This is a genomic window from Sphingobacterium mizutaii (assembly GCF_900187125.1).
In the GTDB taxonomy this organism is placed as follows: Bacteria; Bacteroidota; Bacteroidia; order Sphingobacteriales; family Sphingobacteriaceae; genus Sphingobacterium; species Sphingobacterium mizutaii.
The window spans coordinates 1,540,249-1,556,580 of the sequence record NZ_LT906468.1 but is presented as its reverse complement, the minus strand read 5'-3'; the positions used below and the strand labels follow the sequence as shown (position 1 = coordinate 1,556,580).

The window sequence follows — 16,332 nt, the reverse complement described above, 5'->3', positions numbered from 1 at the left end:
CAGATAAATTTTATCCCAATTTTTTATTCTCAGTATGATCCAAAAAACCTTAACCTAATGACAATGGCCTAATGGAGCATTAATAATCGTCCTGGTAAGGATCTTGTTCCTGATCATAGAAATCGGTCAGTTGTCGGATTAAGAAAAACATGATATCTTTATCGGATCCTAATCTTTTGGTCATTTTACCCCAAGCTGTTGGGTTGAACTCCATCCTATTTTTTTGGGAATCCTCATACACCCATTGGTTTCTAAAGTCCTTGCCCAAGCTGGCGGAAAAGTTATTTCGAGTATATTCCAGTACACCACGCAAATTCCGTTTGATGCTAACCGTACCATATTTCCCTGTTTCCTCATAATATTCATGGCCAAAAGTATCCGTTCCCGACTCAGAAGAATAGCCACGGTTATCCTCGATCTCCTCCCCGCCAAATACATTAATCCTATGGGATAGTTTGTAATTGCTCTCTTGGGAATATTTGCGCACTAAATCTCGCAGGAAACTTGTTTTCCATTCATTATCGCTCAATATCCCTGGAAAATGCTTGGCTAGATATTTTTGATCATAGGACACTTTATTTTTTGAATTATCATAAAATTCAAGTCCATTGAAAACATTTTTTTCAAGGGTAGCTTTATATCGTCCATCGAGAGAATTGAATTCGAGATGTCCAAAAAAATTATTGCTGATCTTGCCTCTTTGCGCCCATGCGCCAAGGCTACTGAAAATAATAAGGAGAAGGATAGTTAGATTTTTCATGATGCTACTTTACCGTTGGAATCAATTTTTGTAAAAAAGATTAAACTGTTACGAAAATAAATATTACCTCGTGGTTAGGCAAAAATGTGTTAAGTTTTTTATTATTTCAAAATAAAAAACAACCTTTTGAAGGCTCCCTCAACTAACAATCGTATTTTATTGATTACCAACAAATTAACTTCAATAAATATTTGGTAAAAAAATAATTAAATAGGTACTTCAACGATTTTTCAAAAAAATTATTGAAAATCAAACCAAAGATTTCAAAAATTAATTTTAGTGTTTAAACATTGTTCACTATTTTAGGATAAGCGATAATTAATTTCCAAACCATTTATTAATTATTATGATTAGCCTTGACACCCAATTATTTGAAATCTCACATGGTCTTCATCTGGGGAAATTTACCATATCTGACTTAGGCGATATCTTACCGGCAAGTCTCATGATCCATGACTTGAACGGAAATTCACCTAATGGATGCAGTTATATGAACCATTGGGGAACCAGTTATTTGGGTGTTTATCCTGAAGAAATCCCTACAATGGGGATGAATTACTATGACCATTTCTTTGTAAAGGAGGAAATCTTCAGCTTTTTTGTTGGTTTACAGCAGTATATCATCAATGGAGAGTCTGATAAAACCTACAATTTCTTCCAAAGGGTAAGAAGGTATTCTGATCAGCAGTATCAATGGTGTTTTACCAACTGTAAGCTAGCTGAAATTCAATCCGAGTCTAAGTTGATCTTGATTTCTGCCCCTATTGATGGTTTGGACCATATCATTCAACGGGTCAATAAGACCTTGGACCAAAACGAATATGTGCATGCCCATTATAAAAAGTATGCACAACTGACCAAAAGGGAAAAGGAGATTATTCGCATGTTGGCAAATGGTTTCACTACGTCAGAAATCTCGGACCAGCTCTTTTTGTCTTCCCATACCGTATCAACACATAGAAAAAACATCTGTAAAAAACTGGATAATAAATCCTTTGCTGAATTATTGAAGTTTGCCGTAAATTTTGACTTGACCTAGCAATGGCAAAATCAATCAAAGGCAAATAATTTGGACTTGCTACAATTCACATAAATAAAAAACCTGAGCCGGGGAAGCTCAGGTTTTTTTTACTAACCAATTATTAACCTAAATTATGAAATTATTTACTCTTTTACTTTTTTACTCTGTTTGCTATTATTAACGCAAAGCCAATGCCTAACTGTATAAAACCAGCATTGGATTAACATTTTTTAACAAGAAACAGCAATAAATGCCTAAAAAAGAATGGCCTCTACATCCGTAGAAGCCATTAATATTTATTTTGGTTAATAAGGGTTGGTCAAATCAATACACAAAGATACTTTCCTTGCATGGGAATCCCATACGGTTTCCCGTAAAGCATTAATTAAATTTATATTAATCCTTTGTCCTTACAGTATAATACCAATTGTTCATTCTTGGTGAAGCCCAATACTTCTTTCATCAGGTTCAATCTTTTTTCAATACTACTCAAGCCAGAAGGTTTGATGTTCTTTTCCTGCAGGATTTGCGGAATGTTTTTTTGGAGGACACCTTGCGATAGCGAAGAAATGATCTGAATGTCCATATTGGTAAATTCATGTGAATTCTTTGATCTCAGGGCTAAGCGGATATCAGGTGATTGATAGATCTTGTTGCTTGCCACGGCCTTCATTGCTTCCCTGAAATATTGACCATCGTGCCTTGCTTTTCTGACATAGGCATCGATCTGGTAATTTCTAAAGAGGTCTTCGATCAGACTGATCCGATCAATGGAAGAAAAGACGATAACCTTGAGGTCTGGTTGCAGTTCCTTGGCTGCCTTGATCAAATCCTTCCCATGAGAGATCTTCTGTGGAACGATATCATCTTCGAAAACTAAATCAGTAATCAGCAGGTCATAGGGCTCTCCCTCAGATACAGCTTTTCTGATCCGATTGAGTGCATCATCGCAGTAATAGACATATTTGGCATCAGTGACTCCCATCTCCTGCACCGTTTTATGGACAGAAAGGTTTGCCACCTCATGATCTTCAGCAATCAATACTTTTTTAAACATAACAACCTATTTTTGAATAGGGATGGAAATGTGAATTCCTAAACCGCTATTATTATTTTTCTCAAAAGTAAGGGTCCCCTTCAATAGATTTATACGGTTTTCCGTATTCATAAAACCATTACCATATTTTGGAGATTCTGATAGTCCTATACCATCATCTTTATAATATATATGAAGGATATTTCCTTCATAATCAAACCTGACTATGACTTCCTGGGCTTTACTATGCTTCTGCATATTGACCATCAATTCCTGTAGGACCTGTTCAAGGTTGTCTTTTTGGACAGCATTCAACCTATCCCAAGTAGCTTCTTCGTTCCCCGCGATGAGGACTGTACGATCTTCATTCGCAAAGGATTTCAACAATTCGGAAATGGCCAGATGGAATGGAATATCGCCCATCCCGAGGTCCTCCACCTCGTAAGAAATATCCCTAGATTTATCATAGAGGATTTCTAATCGATCTAAAAGTTCTTCCCGATTGACATCATCTCGATTTTCCAATTCCGCCATGACCCTGTATATGCCGTTTGCCACTACATCGTGCACTTTTCTGGAAGTTTTCAGTTGGCTTTCCTTAACTCGATTTTCTGCCTCCAGTTCCATCCTTTGTTTCCTTCTTTTATGCCAATTCAGGAAATAGAAGGAAGAAAGTGCCGCCACGATGATCAAGCCAACCAATAGCACACGCATCAGGTTCAATCTATACTGCTTTTCAGCGATTTCATTGCTGAGCTTGAGGTTATTGGTTTTACTCTTCTCCACCTCATATCGGATTAACGCGAACTGATTTTTTGCTGTTAACCGTGCAATTTCAACACTATCTTGAATCTGATGGTATTTTTCCAGAAAAGGGCGGTTCTCCTCCAATACGGATAGCTCCAATACCCTTTGCAAAGCATCCATTTGCGCATCTGGATTTTTAATGGTCTTTGCGATGTCAAATTGCTGCATGGAATAGAAAAGCGCCGAATCCTTGTTCCTTTCTTTATAGTAATTCGCAATATGGGAATAGCTAGAATTGAGTCCCCAAGGGTCTTTGTTCTTTCTACGGATCTGCATGGCCTTTTTTAATACCGGCAATAGCTTATATGCGGTATCGAGATGACTCTTTGCTCTAGCATAATTGGTCAAGAAGCGTGCATAATCAATAGAATTTGAATCTGCATGGCTAACCAGTTCTTTTAAGATTTCGCTCGCTTTCTCATATTCTTGATTAGCGATATAGGTAGAGGCTAGGTTATTTTCATAAACCTTTCTATTGGTTGGACTGCTGGTATATTGGATAGCCAATTGATTGGATTCAATTGCCTTTTCGGTATCTTTTAAAGAGGTATATACATTGCTCAGGTTATTGTAGACCATTCCAAGCAGGGCATGTTGGCTGCTATCGTTGAGGTTCAGATACTCAATTGCCTGAGTGGAGGTTTCTTGGGATCCATAATAATCTCCAAAATCGGCTTGGGTGATCGCCATATTGATGAGACTTTCGGCCACACCGACACTATCATTCCTTTCTAAGAACAAAGACTTTGCTTTCTCGAAATAAACAAATGCACTATCAAACTCATTTTTGTCCAAGAACTCGTATGCCTGTTCGTAATACGGATTCTTTTCTGGTTCTTGAGTGGATTTAATTCGGTTTTCGCAGGATACTAAAAAGAGTATCCCAATTAAGAGTAATAATGGTTTCACAGGTAAAAATAATAATGATCAAAAGTAGCCAATAAAACAATTACTTTTCAGAAGAATAGACTAATAATCACAAGAATGAAAGAATATATTCTTGAGCGAAACCCATGTTTAGACAAATAAACTTGTAACAATTTACACGAAAAAGCAATAACAAATTGTTACACAACTATTTAACAACTAGAAATTTGTAAAAATTTTACAAATACTTTAGTTGGGTGATCAATTAAGATGTTTAGGAATTTAAGCAAATATGTAGTTAAGCGACTTTTTGAAATGCATATTAAAATAAAACATCATTTTAATTGAGGGATAATTAATAATAAGCGATTTGAGCAGAGAAGTATTTTCCCCTACAAACAGTAGATATTACACTACGAAAATTGAATTTCCTTTACCAATAGACCATACTGATTATGGAATTCACCTTGCCTTTGCTAACTTAAAACATCAAAATAAACTAACTCAGTAAAGACATACAATATGGGATTTTTAAATAGGTTATTTGGAAAACCTGCACCTAAAAAAGAAAATGAAATTAAAGAACAACCGACCGTCAATGAATCCCCAATCATTGAACCGATAAAAACAGAAAAAGAATTATTTGAAAGTTACGCAGCTTATGGTTTTGAAAAGCAGCTAGACTTTACAGAATTGATAGAAGATAAGAGTTGGGATGCAGATTTAACCCGTGGGACGATTTCTTTTGGCGAAGGATTTGAATTTCCTTTGCAGATAATCGGCAGCTTTTCTTATTCGGTTAATACTTGGCTATGGTCTTGGGCCAATAGTCAATCCAATTTGCCAGAAAGCCTTCTTGAAGATGCGAAAATATTAAAAGAGTATGGAGTAAAGAATAAGATAGATCAGCTGAGAACGCCTGAATTCCCAATAAAACAGGATGAATTGCACCGATTAGGTTTGATCGCAGTGGGCATGTTTGATGCTGATGCCTATTACCTAGCAGACTATGGTAGTGGAATCATGCTGATGACCGTCAAATCTGATACAATCCAAAATAACAGAAAGGATAATCATCATCGGATATTCACCACCTTCCCTCAAGTTATCTCTAACTTCGAGGTGGACCATAAGAATACCTTGACCCATTATCTAAAAAGCAAAGGATACGAAATTGATGAGAGCGAAAATCAAATTGTTGGCACGAAAGGGAATGATAAATGCAGGGCGACCTTGGATTCGCTAAATCGCATAGTCCATCTGGGCGGATAAAAAGAGGACAATTAATGCCCTCTGATTTCTTTGATGAGTTGGTCTTTGTTCATGCTGTGTCGGTTTTTTATCCCGATTTCTTTAGCTTCTGCTAGCAAATCTGCTTTAGACCTGTCTTCTAGTTTTTTAGAGTTTTGATCGATGGTTCCAGCGGCTTGCGCATTGGAAATCCGAGCAGCTTTTTCTTTACTCATCCCCTTGTCTACCAAAGCGTCGTAAGTTTTTGGCTTTTTTATCTGTGGTGTTTTTGTTCTGGGCATAATATTGAAAATTTGTTTATACCCATTGAACATATCATGGCACGATTGGTTGGATTTTTTTAATTATAGTTCGAGATTTTCCTTTTTCCGAGAAAAAACGGTGGTTCCAATACTTGCCAGCACCACGCACAAGACCGAGATCCATTGATTGATACTAAGGTATTCTTGCAGGAATATCAACCCTGAAAGTGCCCCAAAAGCTGGCTGAAGACTGGTGAGGATGCTGAAGGTCTTGGCTGGCAACCTTCCCAAGGCCATCATGTCTAGTGAAAACGGTAATGCCGAGGACAATATGGCTACGAGAAGTCCTATAGAAAACTGACCCATATTGATATGCAATATCGCGCCATCCATCAAGGCAAATGGCAGGATAAAAACCGTTGCGATCATCATGCCGGTGGTAACGGCCTGTTTGCCTTCCATCACTTTGGAAAGTTTGGCTCCCATCAGGATATATACCGCCCAAAATACGCCGGCTAATAAGGCTAAGCCTAATCCTAATGGATCTATTCCATTGCTTTTCCAAGGAACGATCAATAAAATCCCAGTCAATGCCAGTAAGGCCCAAATGACATCGGTCCATTTTTTAGATAAAGCGAAGGCAAGGAACAATGGCCCTACGAATTCAATGGTAACCCCTAAACCCAAAGGAATCCTTTGGATGGCCATATAGAAAATGAGGTTCATGACCGCGATCCCTACTCCGTATAAGCCACAGTAAAACCATTGTTGTTTATTGAAGGTATGTAGTTTTGGCCTATTGATGGCATAAAGGAGGATGGCAGATAAACCTATCCTCAAGGTCGTAGTAGCGATTGGACCAATGGCTGGAAACAACTGTTTTGCAAATGATGCTCCTCCTTGCACACAAATCATGGAAAATATCGCTGCAGCAACAGCAACATTGGTATTTCGAATTTTGGCTGACATGGTCAATCGATACTTTTAAATTGACTCCAAAAATAGCCTTTCATTTTATAAAAAGCAGGCGATTGTTGACAATTAATTAGCTAAAGAGTTTCCATATTTAATAATCTTAATCAAAATGTTAAATATAGTTATCGCTACGACACAAAGCTTTTAGATTTAGTAAATTAGACTGGATGATTTATTTTCATCTAAAGAAAATGAACGCTTAATTACAAAGCAATGGCATTAAAACCGATTATTATCTCCTTTCTTTTGTTTCTATATAGTTTGGTCGCCTTTTCGCAAGCCCAAAAGAGATATACCGGAACTATCTATTCGAGCGACAGTACTTTGCTGATCAAGAATGTGGATGTCATGAATCAAAGAACCAAACAGATGCTACGATCGGATTTTGATGGTTCTTTTGGAATTGATGCTCGCCCTTCTGATAGCATTACCTTTGTACATCCTCACTGGAACCGGTTCAGCATCTTGGCGGAAGAGCTTGTAGAAAATGTTTTTCTGCAGAAAAAAGCTATTGTGATTGATGAAGTCGTGGTTATGGGGAACACAAAGGCAGCAAAGCTGAAAGAGCTGCAAAGCATGAAAAATGATCTCAATGTAAAAGGTGGTTTATACTATTCAGGGAACCCTCCTTGGCAGCTGCTCTTGCCATTTGGTATGCCTACCATTACTTATTTCTATGAAAAATTCAGCAAAGCAGGCCGGAATGCCAGAAGATTTGAGGAGTTTATGCAGCAGGAGATCCATAATATGGAGGTTGACCAGATCTTCAATAAAGCAACCATCAGCGATATCATTCCCATGGAAGATGAAGAGCTAGAGCTCTTTATGGTCGCATACCGTCCCGATTTTGAGGTCGCCCAATATTGGACCACGTATGACCTGCATGTGTATGTCAAAAAATATTACAAAGAATTTAAGGAAAAGAATGATGCTGAAAGATTGATTCTAAAGTAGTTTAGGGCTTTAGACGGAGTTTCTTTTCGGTAAAGATTCAAATACATATTTATATAAAAATCACAAATAATTTCTTTTAGTTAACTCGTTTAGCTAACTTGCCAATGCTTTAGGGGTGTCTGCGTTAAATGCAGGCTGAGATTTTACCCTTACAACCTGATCTAGATCATACTAGCGTAGGGAAAAGTAAAATATCATTCATGGGTGCGTCCTGCACTTAGAGTAGATATTCCTAAAGCATTAATGCTTAAATAATAATTCAGGAATGCTACTTATTATCAATAATCAGACGAAACAGTACAAGAAGTCTCCTTTGAGCTTGGAGGAATTAATGGAATTGGAGCTGAAAGGCAAGACCAAAGGTGTTGCCATTGCGCTAAACTACCAAGTCATCCCAAGGAACAATTGGGCTGATACCTTATTGACTGATAACGATTCTATCCTAATCATAACCGCAACTCAAGGCGGATAACCCTTAAATTTTTGAAGACATGACAGAGCAAAAGATTACGACCCATCCTTTTCCTAATTCCAAAAAGGTATTTATTCCAGGAAACCTTCATCCCATCCAAGTTGCGATGCGGGAGATTTCCCTAAGCCCAACCAAATTGAGCAATAGTGGTTTGGAAATAAATCCAGCAGTTACGATCTATGATACTTCGGGTCCTTATACGGATGTGAACTGTGAAATCGATATCCGAAAAGGATTGGAAAGGATCAGGGATCAGTGGATTCTAGATAGAAATGATGTCGAAATTTTAGAGGGCATCAGTTCAGCGTATGGACAGAAAAGATTACATGACTCGAGTTTAGATGAATTGCGATTCGCTTACAACCATAGACCCAAAAGGGCTGCTGAAGGACAAAATGTAACCCAGTTACACTATGCAAAAAAAGGGATCATAACAGCTGAAATGGAATATGTTGCCATTCGCGAGAATCAAAGAATAGAACAATTGCAGGCCGCTACAAAAGGAATGGCTGATCAACATAAAGGCGAAAGTTTTGGTGCCAATACGCCGAAATTAATTACGCCAGAGTTTGTACGGGATGAAATAGCCGCAGGAAGGGCCATTATCCCCAATAACATCAACCATCCTGAAAGTGAGCCAATGATCATTGGGCGAAACTTCTTAGTGAAGATCAATGCTAACATCGGCAATAGTGCTGTCAGTTCAAGTATTGAGGAGGAGGTTGAAAAAGCTGTATGGGCTTGCAGATGGGGTGCTGACACCATCATGGACCTTTCGACTGGTAAGAACATACATGAAACCCGCGAGTGGATAATTAGAAATTCCCCAGTTCCAATCGGAACGGTGCCAATATACCAGGCTTTGGAAAAGGTAAAGGGAGTTCCTGAGGATTTGACTTGGGAGATTTTTAAAGACACCTTGATTGAACAGGCTGAACAAGGGGTATCTTACTTTACCATCCATGCAGGTGTTTTGTTGAGATATATCCATTTAACGGCAAAAAGGGTGACAGGGATAGTTTCTAGAGGTGGTTCTATCATGGCAAAATGGTGTTTGTACCATCATAAGGAAAACTTCTTGTATACGCATTTTGAGGAAATCTGCGAAATCATGAAACAATACGATGTTGCCTTTTCCTTAGGTGATGGGCTAAGACCGGGTTCTATTGCGGACGCCAATGATGAGGCTCAATTTGCAGAGCTGGAAACCCTTGGCGAACTCACCAAAATAGCTTGGAAGCATGATGTCCAGGTCATGATCGAAGGGCCAGGACACGTTCCTATGCACATGATCAAAGAGAACATGGAAAAGCAATTGGAAGAGTGTGATGAGGCCCCATTCTATACTTTAGGACCTCTCACAACAGATATTGCACCAGGATATGACCATATCACTTCTGCCATCGGCGCTGCTATGATAGGATGGTACGGCTGCGCAATGCTGTGCTATGTGACTCCGAAAGAGCATTTAGGACTGCCTAACAAAAAAGACGTTAAGGATGGTGTAATCACCTATAAACTTGCTGCCCACGCTGCTGACTTAGCGAAAGGACATCCGGGTGCACAATACAGGGATAATGCGTTGAGCAAAGCAAGGTTTGAATTCAGATGGGAAGATCAATTTAATCTTTCCTTGGACCCTGATACTGCTAGGGAGTTTCATGATGAGACTTTACCTGCTGATGCTGCAAAGGTGGCTCATTTCTGTTCGATGTGTGGTCCTAAATTCTGTTCAATGAAAATTACCCAAGAGATCAGGGAAGCGACCGAGGAAGGGATGTTGGAAAAATCGAAGGAATTTATTGAAAGCGGAAAAGAAATATACTTATGATCATAGTAGTCTCTCCAAACATCAATTATCCGAATGAGCCTCTTCATGTCAACAATATGTTGGACAATGGTCTAGAGCTCTTCCATTTTCGTAAATACGGATCTTCGGATGAACTTGCATTGGAGTATTTGGACAATATTGATGTTTGTCAACGAAGAAAAATTGTGCTCCACTCCCATCATCATCTTGCCAGCGAGTTTACTGATATTGAACGCTTGCACTTCAATAGTTATGACCGCATGCGGGAAAAGCAAATGGAGTTTAATGGAAATTTCAGGCTTTCAACTTCTACGCATTCCATCCAAGAGTTCAATGAGTTGAAAAAGACCTGGTCTTATGCATTTTTAAGTCCCATATTCCAGAGTATCTCAAAGCCTGGACATGGTGTGGAGAATAGTGTATTTGAGGATATTGAACTTAAGGACAATGCGAACGTAGACTTAATTGGCTTGGGTGGCATTGAGTATCAAAATATGGAACGTGTATTAGCAAAAGGATCTAATGGAATTGCCTTGCTCGGTTCTATTTGGAATCAGATCGATCCGACTGATTATTTGATCACTTGTAATAAAAAACTAGCATTATGGAGGGCGGAACAGCAATGAAAGTAAACTTAAGTCGAATACAATACATTTCTGATGGGATGACTTTCTCCGAACAGGAGCGAAACATCAGTAATGCCTTGGACTCAGGCATAAATTGGATACAGCTCAGGTGGAAACATGGTTCTGAGAAGGAGCTATATCAGCTAGCTGAATCAACTCGAAAACGCAGTGAAAGCTATGATACAACCTTTATCATCAATGATCATTTGCAACTGGCAAAAGACCTCGATGCAGATGGAATACACCTTGGTCTGGACGATGAGTCCATTCAAACAGCTCGCGCAATGCTAGGTAATGAAAAGATCATTGGTGGGACGGCTAACACTTTTCAGGATGTCCTGCAAAGGATCCAAGAAGGAGGTGATTACATCGGGCTAGGGCCATTAAGATTTACTTCTACAAAACAGAAGCTCAGTCCGGTCTTAGGTTTCTCAGGGTATAGTGAAATCATCAATAGACTAAATGGTGAAAATAACCCTTACCCTCCAATCTATGCTATTGGAGGAATAATAGAGCAAGATTTACAGGAATTACTGATTGCAGGAGTTTATGGCGTGGCTGTATCCAGCCTCATTCAGAACGATCCTTCTGCAGCCTCAAGAATGAATCAATTTTATATTCAAGATTATGTTGAAAATAGCAGATAAAACATTTCAATCCAGACTTTTCTTAGGGTCTGGAAAGTTTGGTGACCTCTCTCAAATGGAGGAAGCTATTTTAGTTTCACAAACTGAATTGGTGACCTTGGCTTTAAAAAGGGTGGATCACCAATCCGAAGAGGACACTTTACTGAACTCTTTGTCATTACCACAAGTTGATCTGCTCCCAAATACCTCAGGAGCAAGAAATGCAAAAGAAGCGATCTTTGCAGCCCAACTAGCGAGAGAGGCATTTGAAACCAATTGGATCAAGTTGGAAATCCATCCTGACCCACGATATCTGATGCCGGATCCGATAGAAACGTTGATAGCCACGGAAGCATTGGCAAAGCAAGGCTTTATCATCATGCCTTATATACATGCGGACCCTGTTTTATGTAAAAAACTGGAAGATGCCGGCAGCTCTGTGGTCATGCCTTTGGGCTCTCCTATTGGCAGCAACAAGGGATTAAAAACCATTGACTTTTTAGAGATCATCATCGAGCAGAGCCGAGTACCTGTTGTCGTTGATGCTGGAATAGGCACACCATCTGATGCCGCACAGGCTATGGAAATCGGTGCAGATGCCGTATTGGTGAATACGGCTATTGCTACAGCTTCTAATCCTATTAAGATGGCAGAAGCGTTTAGATTGGCTGTTATTGCGGGTAGAATGGCTTATGAGTCCGGATTGGCGAGTAAAAGCTACAATGCGAATCCATCTTCTCCACTAACTAGCTTCTTAATGGATAAATAACAAAATGGACATCAAAGAAACCTTAAACCAATACGATTGGAAAGAGATCAAAAAGCTACTTGAAAACTGCAAAACCTCGGATGTTGAAGCATCACTAAATAGACCTAAAAGGTCGGTCATGGACTTTCTCAATTTGATTTCACCTGCTGCAGAACCTTTCTTGGAACAGATGGCACAGCTGAGCAATCAGCTCACGCAGCAGCGATTTGGCAAGACCATCCAACTCTATGCACCACTATACCTCAGCAATGAATGCCAGAATATTTGTACTTACTGTGGATTCAGTATGGATAACAAAATAAAGCGAAGGACCTTAAGCAATTCTGAAATTATCTTAGAAGCAATGGCTTTAAAGGATATGGGCATAAACCATGTCTTATTAGTATCTGGAGAAGCAAATAAGACCGTGGAAATCCAATATTTCTTGAATGCCATCAGCTTATTGAAACCATTCTTTTCTAATATTTCCATTGAGGTCCAACCCTTATCCGAAGAAGAGTACCTGATGCTCCATCAAGCAGGCGTGCATTCCGTGTTGGTTTATCAAGAAACTTATCATAAAGAGGTTTATAAAGTATATCATCCAAAAGGTAAAAAGTCCAATTTCAACTTCCGGTTAGAAACACCGGACCGCATTGGTTCAGCGGGAATCCATAAAATCGGATTAGGGGTTTTATTAGGTTTGGAAGACTGGAGAATAGACAGCTTCTTCAATGCAGTTCATTTGGATTACCTACAGCAACGCTATTGGAAAACGAAATACTCCGTTTCATTTCCTCGCTTGCGACCAGCTGAAGGCATCATTGAACCTAACTTTGTTATGGAGGATCGCCATTTATTACAATTGATCTGCGCCTATCGAATCTGGAATCCAGACCTAGAGATATCAATCTCTACTCGCGAAAGCGAAAACTTCAGGGACCATGTCATCGCTCTGGGAGCAACAACCATGAGTGCTGCTTCAAAGACTAATCCAGGTGGATATGCTGTTGATCCACAATCACTGGAACAATTTGAGATTTCTGATGAGCGAAGTATGGAAGAAATTAAAAACAGGATAAAAGCCAAAGGATATGACCCAGTCATGAAAGATTGGGATTCTTGTTTTTCTGAGAATTTCAGTCCTTCAAATGTCAGCCATGGATAAAGAATTCAGCCGCTATAGTAGACAAATATTTATGGAGGAAGTTTCCATTGAAGGCCAACGTAAAATCGGAAATTCAAGGGTTCTCGTCATTGGTGCAGGTGGATTGGGCTCGCCAGTTCTTCAATACTTGGCGGCTGCAGGTGTAGGAAATTTGGCAGTAATTGACTTTGATTTACTTGAAATCCATAATTTAAACCGACAAATCATCCACCAAGAGGCTTTCATAGGGCAACCAAAGGTCGAAAGTGCAGCCTCTTTTGTCCAACAACTCAATTCGGGAATTTCTTTCACCCCAATAAACGAAAAACTCACAACCGATAACATCGAAAACATCCTTTCTGAATATGACATCATCGTGGATGGTTCAGACAATTTCGAAACTCGGTATTTAGTAAATGACCACTGTATCAAAATGGGTAAAACCCTCGTATATGGAAGCATATTCTCCTTCGAAGGACAGGTAGCTGTTTTCAATTATGAGGGCAGCAAAAACTTAAGGGATATATTCCCAAGTCCTCCCAATCCGGAGGATGTGCAGAACTGCGACCAATTTGGAGTATTGGGTGCATTAGCTGGTATCATGGGGACCATGATGGCGATGCTAACTCTGAAAGTTATTTTAGGGATCAATGTACCTATCAATCAACTGACCATTATCGATAGCAAAAATTGGAACTTTAACCAACTCAGATATTAAAGACAGTAATTAGTGTGACAATTAATTAAGAACAGGTAGGCAGGTAAAACCCTGCCTAACCTTGTCCTAAACTAATATAACCTAACTTAAACTCAACTACTTCTTTAAAACCACGGTCTGCCCCAAGGAAAATACATTCCTCGAATAATTGGGATCTTGCAACTTGGTTTGTCCATTTAATCGTACCACAACATGGTATTCGCCTGCTTCCTCTGGAATATCAAAAACAAAAGATGTGGCTTCTTCCTCAATCGTATGGTTGAAAACCGTGATGTGCTTGGTAGGTCCGATCACCTTATTCACTTCCAAAGCCACTTTAAGGGGCCTTTCAATTTCAGCAGGAATCTGTTGCGGAATTTGCCATGTCAATCGGACCTGATTGGTTCCTGCCGCTTCAGACTTTAAATTCTGTACCGTCGGGAGGCTTGGACCTTCCTTCAATTCATAATCATTTTTTCGGCATGCGCAGATGCTCAATACGAGCAGGATGCCTAAGATGTATCTTTTCATAACGTAATTCTTAATAACCAGGATTCTGTTTATAGGAACCTTTGGACCAGTTCATCTGCTGTTGCGGAATCGGCAAATACTCATCCCTTCCAGCAACAAAACGACCTTGATTGTACCAATCAAATCTTCCCTTCTCCTTATTGATAAAAGTATTCATGGTTTCAGAAAGTAAACCCCAACGGAGCAAATCAAAAAACCTCCTTCCCTCATTGGCTAGCTCTAACCTGTTTTCCCAAATAATAGCCTTTTTCAGGTTCTCCTTGTTTAGGGTAAAGTTTACCCCAGGTTTATACTCCTCAATTTTATAGTCCATCCATAAGGTTCCATCAGCTTTTTTTAGTCGATTGAGACTTGTGGCAGCCCTAGCCCTAATCCTGTTCACCAGGTTCAAGGATTCCTGCAGCTGTCCCTGCTCCATCAGTATTTCGGCCTTCCAGAGCAAAACCTCAGCATACCTGATCTCTTTTTTGTTCATCGAATTATAGATATAGAATGGCTTGAACAGACAGTTACAATTTGGATCGACCTGCTCTTTCATCGAATTGAAAAAGCCATATTGAAATGGTGCTCTAGAGCCTGATTCTTGATATAGAATCGCATTGTTATACTTCCAAGGGTAGCCAGGTATTGCTGCCGTATGACCTAAGCGTGGATCAAAAGAATGCTGTTTAAAGTAATCCTTGTACTTATCCCCTTTGAATTCCGTCTGATTGTAATTATCAAAATCAGGAACCCCAGTTTTATCTGTCTTAAAGGCATTGATCATGGTATAAGAAACCTTATGGAAATCACAGCAACTGAAATATGGCGACCACCAAGGCGCATTCAACTCATCCCCTCTGTTCACACGACCATCTGTAGTCCCATCATCAATGGAATATTGGATTTCCCATAGCGATTCCTTGGTGGCATTATCAAACTCCGGCAAGAAATTATTGGCAAAATCAGGCTCTAGATCAAACTGACTTTTATCCTTAGTCATAATCGTATTGATATGATCAATAGAACGCTGAAGGGTCTGTTTATTGATATTGACAACCTTATGCTGATCATTCTGCTCATAGGCTCTAAATAGCAAAGCTTTAGCTGCAAAGGCATGCGCCGCATAACGGGTAGGTCTTCCTTTATCAGTTTGGGTTTCTGGAAGCACTTTCGCCGCATCCTCAAAATCCTTTATGATCCTATCCCATAAACCCAGGTCATTCTTCATCGAATCAGGTCGGTTAGAGATACCTTCAACGACCACCGCATCATTAGGCACCGTTTCGTCAATAAAAGGGATATATTTCCAGCGCAACTTCATCCCCAAATAGATCCAACTCCTTAAAAATTTCATCTCCGCAATCCTGGAATCCCTTTGCTCATAAGCTGCAGGATCGATTTCATTCAAGAGACGAATTGCTGTATTACACCGGCTGATGCCCACATAACCCAAGTACCAAGGACCATCATTATTCCCGATATTGGAAGTTACTGCCGTAAAAATTTCCATTTCGTACCATGGAGCTTGGTCACCCAATCCTCCTCCACCTTTGTAAGCATCATCAGAACGAACACTTTGGATCCATGGGGCATGCGTCGTCCCATATCCCAAGCCCGGCATGGAAGCATAGGCTGCTACCACAAAATTATCGATAAGCTCAGGTTTTGAAACCTGCTCTTCAGATAAGACCCCTTTAGGCTTCACTTCCAAAAAATCTGAACAGGAAGAAAACAAAAAGAGCGTCATTAAAACAGATATTATAGATTTTATTTTTTTCAT

Annotated in this window: 17 protein-coding genes and 1 riboswitch; of the genes, 10 read left to right on the top strand and 7 right to left on the bottom strand. The window is 39.5% G+C overall.

The annotated features are described in order from the left end of the window. Positions 1 to 79: 79 nt before the first annotated feature. The gene (locus CKW03_RS06675) at positions 80 to 760 is read right to left on the bottom strand and encodes a hypothetical protein (protein ID WP_093095217.1); all 681 of its coding nucleotides are present in this window, start codon (positions 758 to 760) and stop codon (positions 80 to 82) included. Positions 761 to 1,106: 346 nt separating this feature from the next. On the opposite strand from CKW03_RS06675, the gene CKW03_RS06670 reads away from it, so the two are divergent. Next, positions 1,107 to 1,799, top strand: a complete 693-nt coding sequence (locus tag CKW03_RS06670) for a helix-turn-helix domain-containing protein (RefSeq protein WP_093095215.1) — start codon at positions 1,107 to 1,109, stop codon at positions 1,797 to 1,799. A 373-nt stretch (positions 1,800 to 2,172) separates the two neighbouring features. Here CKW03_RS06670 and CKW03_RS06665 read toward each other — a convergent pair whose 3' ends face one another. Then, positions 2,173 to 2,838 (bottom strand): DNA-binding transcriptional response regulator, encoded by a 666-nt coding sequence (locus tag CKW03_RS06665; RefSeq protein WP_093095214.1) that lies wholly within the window; start codon positions 2,836 to 2,838, stop codon positions 2,173 to 2,175. 6 nt (positions 2,839 to 2,844) lie between these two features. Continuing rightward, positions 2,845 to 4,533, bottom strand: coding sequence for an ATP-binding protein (locus CKW03_RS06660; RefSeq protein WP_139185402.1), 1,689 nt, complete (start codon positions 4,531 to 4,533; stop codon positions 2,845 to 2,847). A 480-nt stretch (positions 4,534 to 5,013) separates the two neighbouring features. Between CKW03_RS06660 and CKW03_RS06655 the strand changes: the two genes are divergently transcribed. Beyond that, positions 5,014 to 5,763: a DUF6882 domain-containing protein gene (locus tag CKW03_RS06655; protein WP_093095211.1), complete on the top strand. Its 750-nt coding sequence runs from the start codon at positions 5,014 to 5,016 to the stop codon at positions 5,761 to 5,763. 11 nt (positions 5,764 to 5,774) lie between these two features. Here CKW03_RS06655 and CKW03_RS06650 read toward each other — a convergent pair whose 3' ends face one another. Both CKW03_RS06650 and CKW03_RS06645 read right to left on the bottom strand, forming a co-directional pair. Then, a complete protein-coding gene (locus CKW03_RS06650) occupies positions 5,775 to 6,023 on the bottom strand; it encodes a DUF7218 family protein (RefSeq protein ID WP_093097694.1) in 249 nt (82 codons plus the stop codon). A gap of 63 nt (positions 6,024 to 6,086) precedes the next feature. Then, positions 6,087 to 6,953, bottom strand: coding sequence for an EamA family transporter (locus CKW03_RS06645; RefSeq protein ID WP_093095210.1), 867 nt, complete (start codon positions 6,951 to 6,953; stop codon positions 6,087 to 6,089). 219 nt (positions 6,954 to 7,172) lie between these two features. On the opposite strand from CKW03_RS06645, the gene CKW03_RS06640 reads away from it, so the two are divergent. From CKW03_RS06640 to CKW03_RS06605, 8 genes are all read left to right on the top strand, one after another. Further along, positions 7,173 to 7,913, top strand: coding sequence for a hypothetical protein (locus tag CKW03_RS06640; RefSeq protein ID WP_093095209.1), 741 nt, complete (start codon positions 7,173 to 7,175; stop codon positions 7,911 to 7,913). 101 nt (positions 7,914 to 8,014) lie between these two features. Further along, positions 8,015 to 8,113, top strand: a riboswitch (TPP riboswitch). Positions 8,114 to 8,178: 65 nt separating this feature from the next. After that, positions 8,179 to 8,385, top strand: a complete 207-nt coding sequence (gene thiS, locus CKW03_RS06635; protein WP_093095208.1) for a sulfur carrier protein ThiS — start codon at positions 8,179 to 8,181, stop codon at positions 8,383 to 8,385. A 19-nt stretch (positions 8,386 to 8,404) separates the two neighbouring features. Beyond that, a complete protein-coding gene (thiC, locus tag CKW03_RS06630; RefSeq protein ID WP_093095206.1) occupies positions 8,405 to 10,216 on the top strand; it encodes a phosphomethylpyrimidine synthase ThiC in 1,812 nt (603 codons plus the stop codon). Further along, positions 10,213 to 10,821 (top strand): thiamine phosphate synthase, encoded by a 609-nt coding sequence (locus CKW03_RS06625; protein WP_093095205.1) that lies wholly within the window; start codon positions 10,213 to 10,215, stop codon positions 10,819 to 10,821. Before thiC ends, CKW03_RS06625 begins: the two co-directional genes overlap by 4 nt. Beyond that, the gene (gene thiE, locus CKW03_RS06620) at positions 10,800 to 11,468 is read left to right on the top strand and encodes a thiamine phosphate synthase (RefSeq protein ID WP_236736430.1); all 669 of its coding nucleotides are present in this window, start codon (positions 10,800 to 10,802) and stop codon (positions 11,466 to 11,468) included. The genes CKW03_RS06625 and thiE overlap by 22 nt, the downstream gene beginning before the upstream one ends. After that, a complete protein-coding gene (locus tag CKW03_RS06615; RefSeq protein WP_093095203.1) occupies positions 11,449 to 12,216 on the top strand; it encodes a thiazole synthase in 768 nt (255 codons plus the stop codon). The genes thiE and CKW03_RS06615 overlap by 20 nt, the downstream gene beginning before the upstream one ends. A 4-nt stretch (positions 12,217 to 12,220) precedes the next feature. After that, positions 12,221 to 13,363 (top strand): 2-iminoacetate synthase ThiH, encoded by a 1,143-nt coding sequence (thiH, locus tag CKW03_RS06610; protein ID WP_093095201.1) that lies wholly within the window; start codon positions 12,221 to 12,223, stop codon positions 13,361 to 13,363. After that, positions 13,356 to 14,060: a HesA/MoeB/ThiF family protein gene (locus tag CKW03_RS06605; RefSeq protein ID WP_093095199.1), complete on the top strand. Its 705-nt coding sequence runs from the start codon at positions 13,356 to 13,358 to the stop codon at positions 14,058 to 14,060. The genes thiH and CKW03_RS06605 overlap by 8 nt, the downstream gene beginning before the upstream one ends. A 96-nt stretch (positions 14,061 to 14,156) precedes the next feature. On the opposite strand, the gene CKW03_RS06600 is transcribed toward CKW03_RS06605, so the two are convergent. Continuing rightward, positions 14,157 to 14,570, bottom strand: a complete 414-nt coding sequence (locus CKW03_RS06600) for a DUF4945 domain-containing protein (RefSeq protein WP_093095198.1) — start codon at positions 14,568 to 14,570, stop codon at positions 14,157 to 14,159. Positions 14,571 to 14,580: 10 nt separating this feature from the next. Beyond that, a complete protein-coding gene (locus CKW03_RS06595) occupies positions 14,581 to 16,332 on the bottom strand; it encodes a RagB/SusD family nutrient uptake outer membrane protein (protein WP_093097691.1) in 1,752 nt (583 codons plus the stop codon).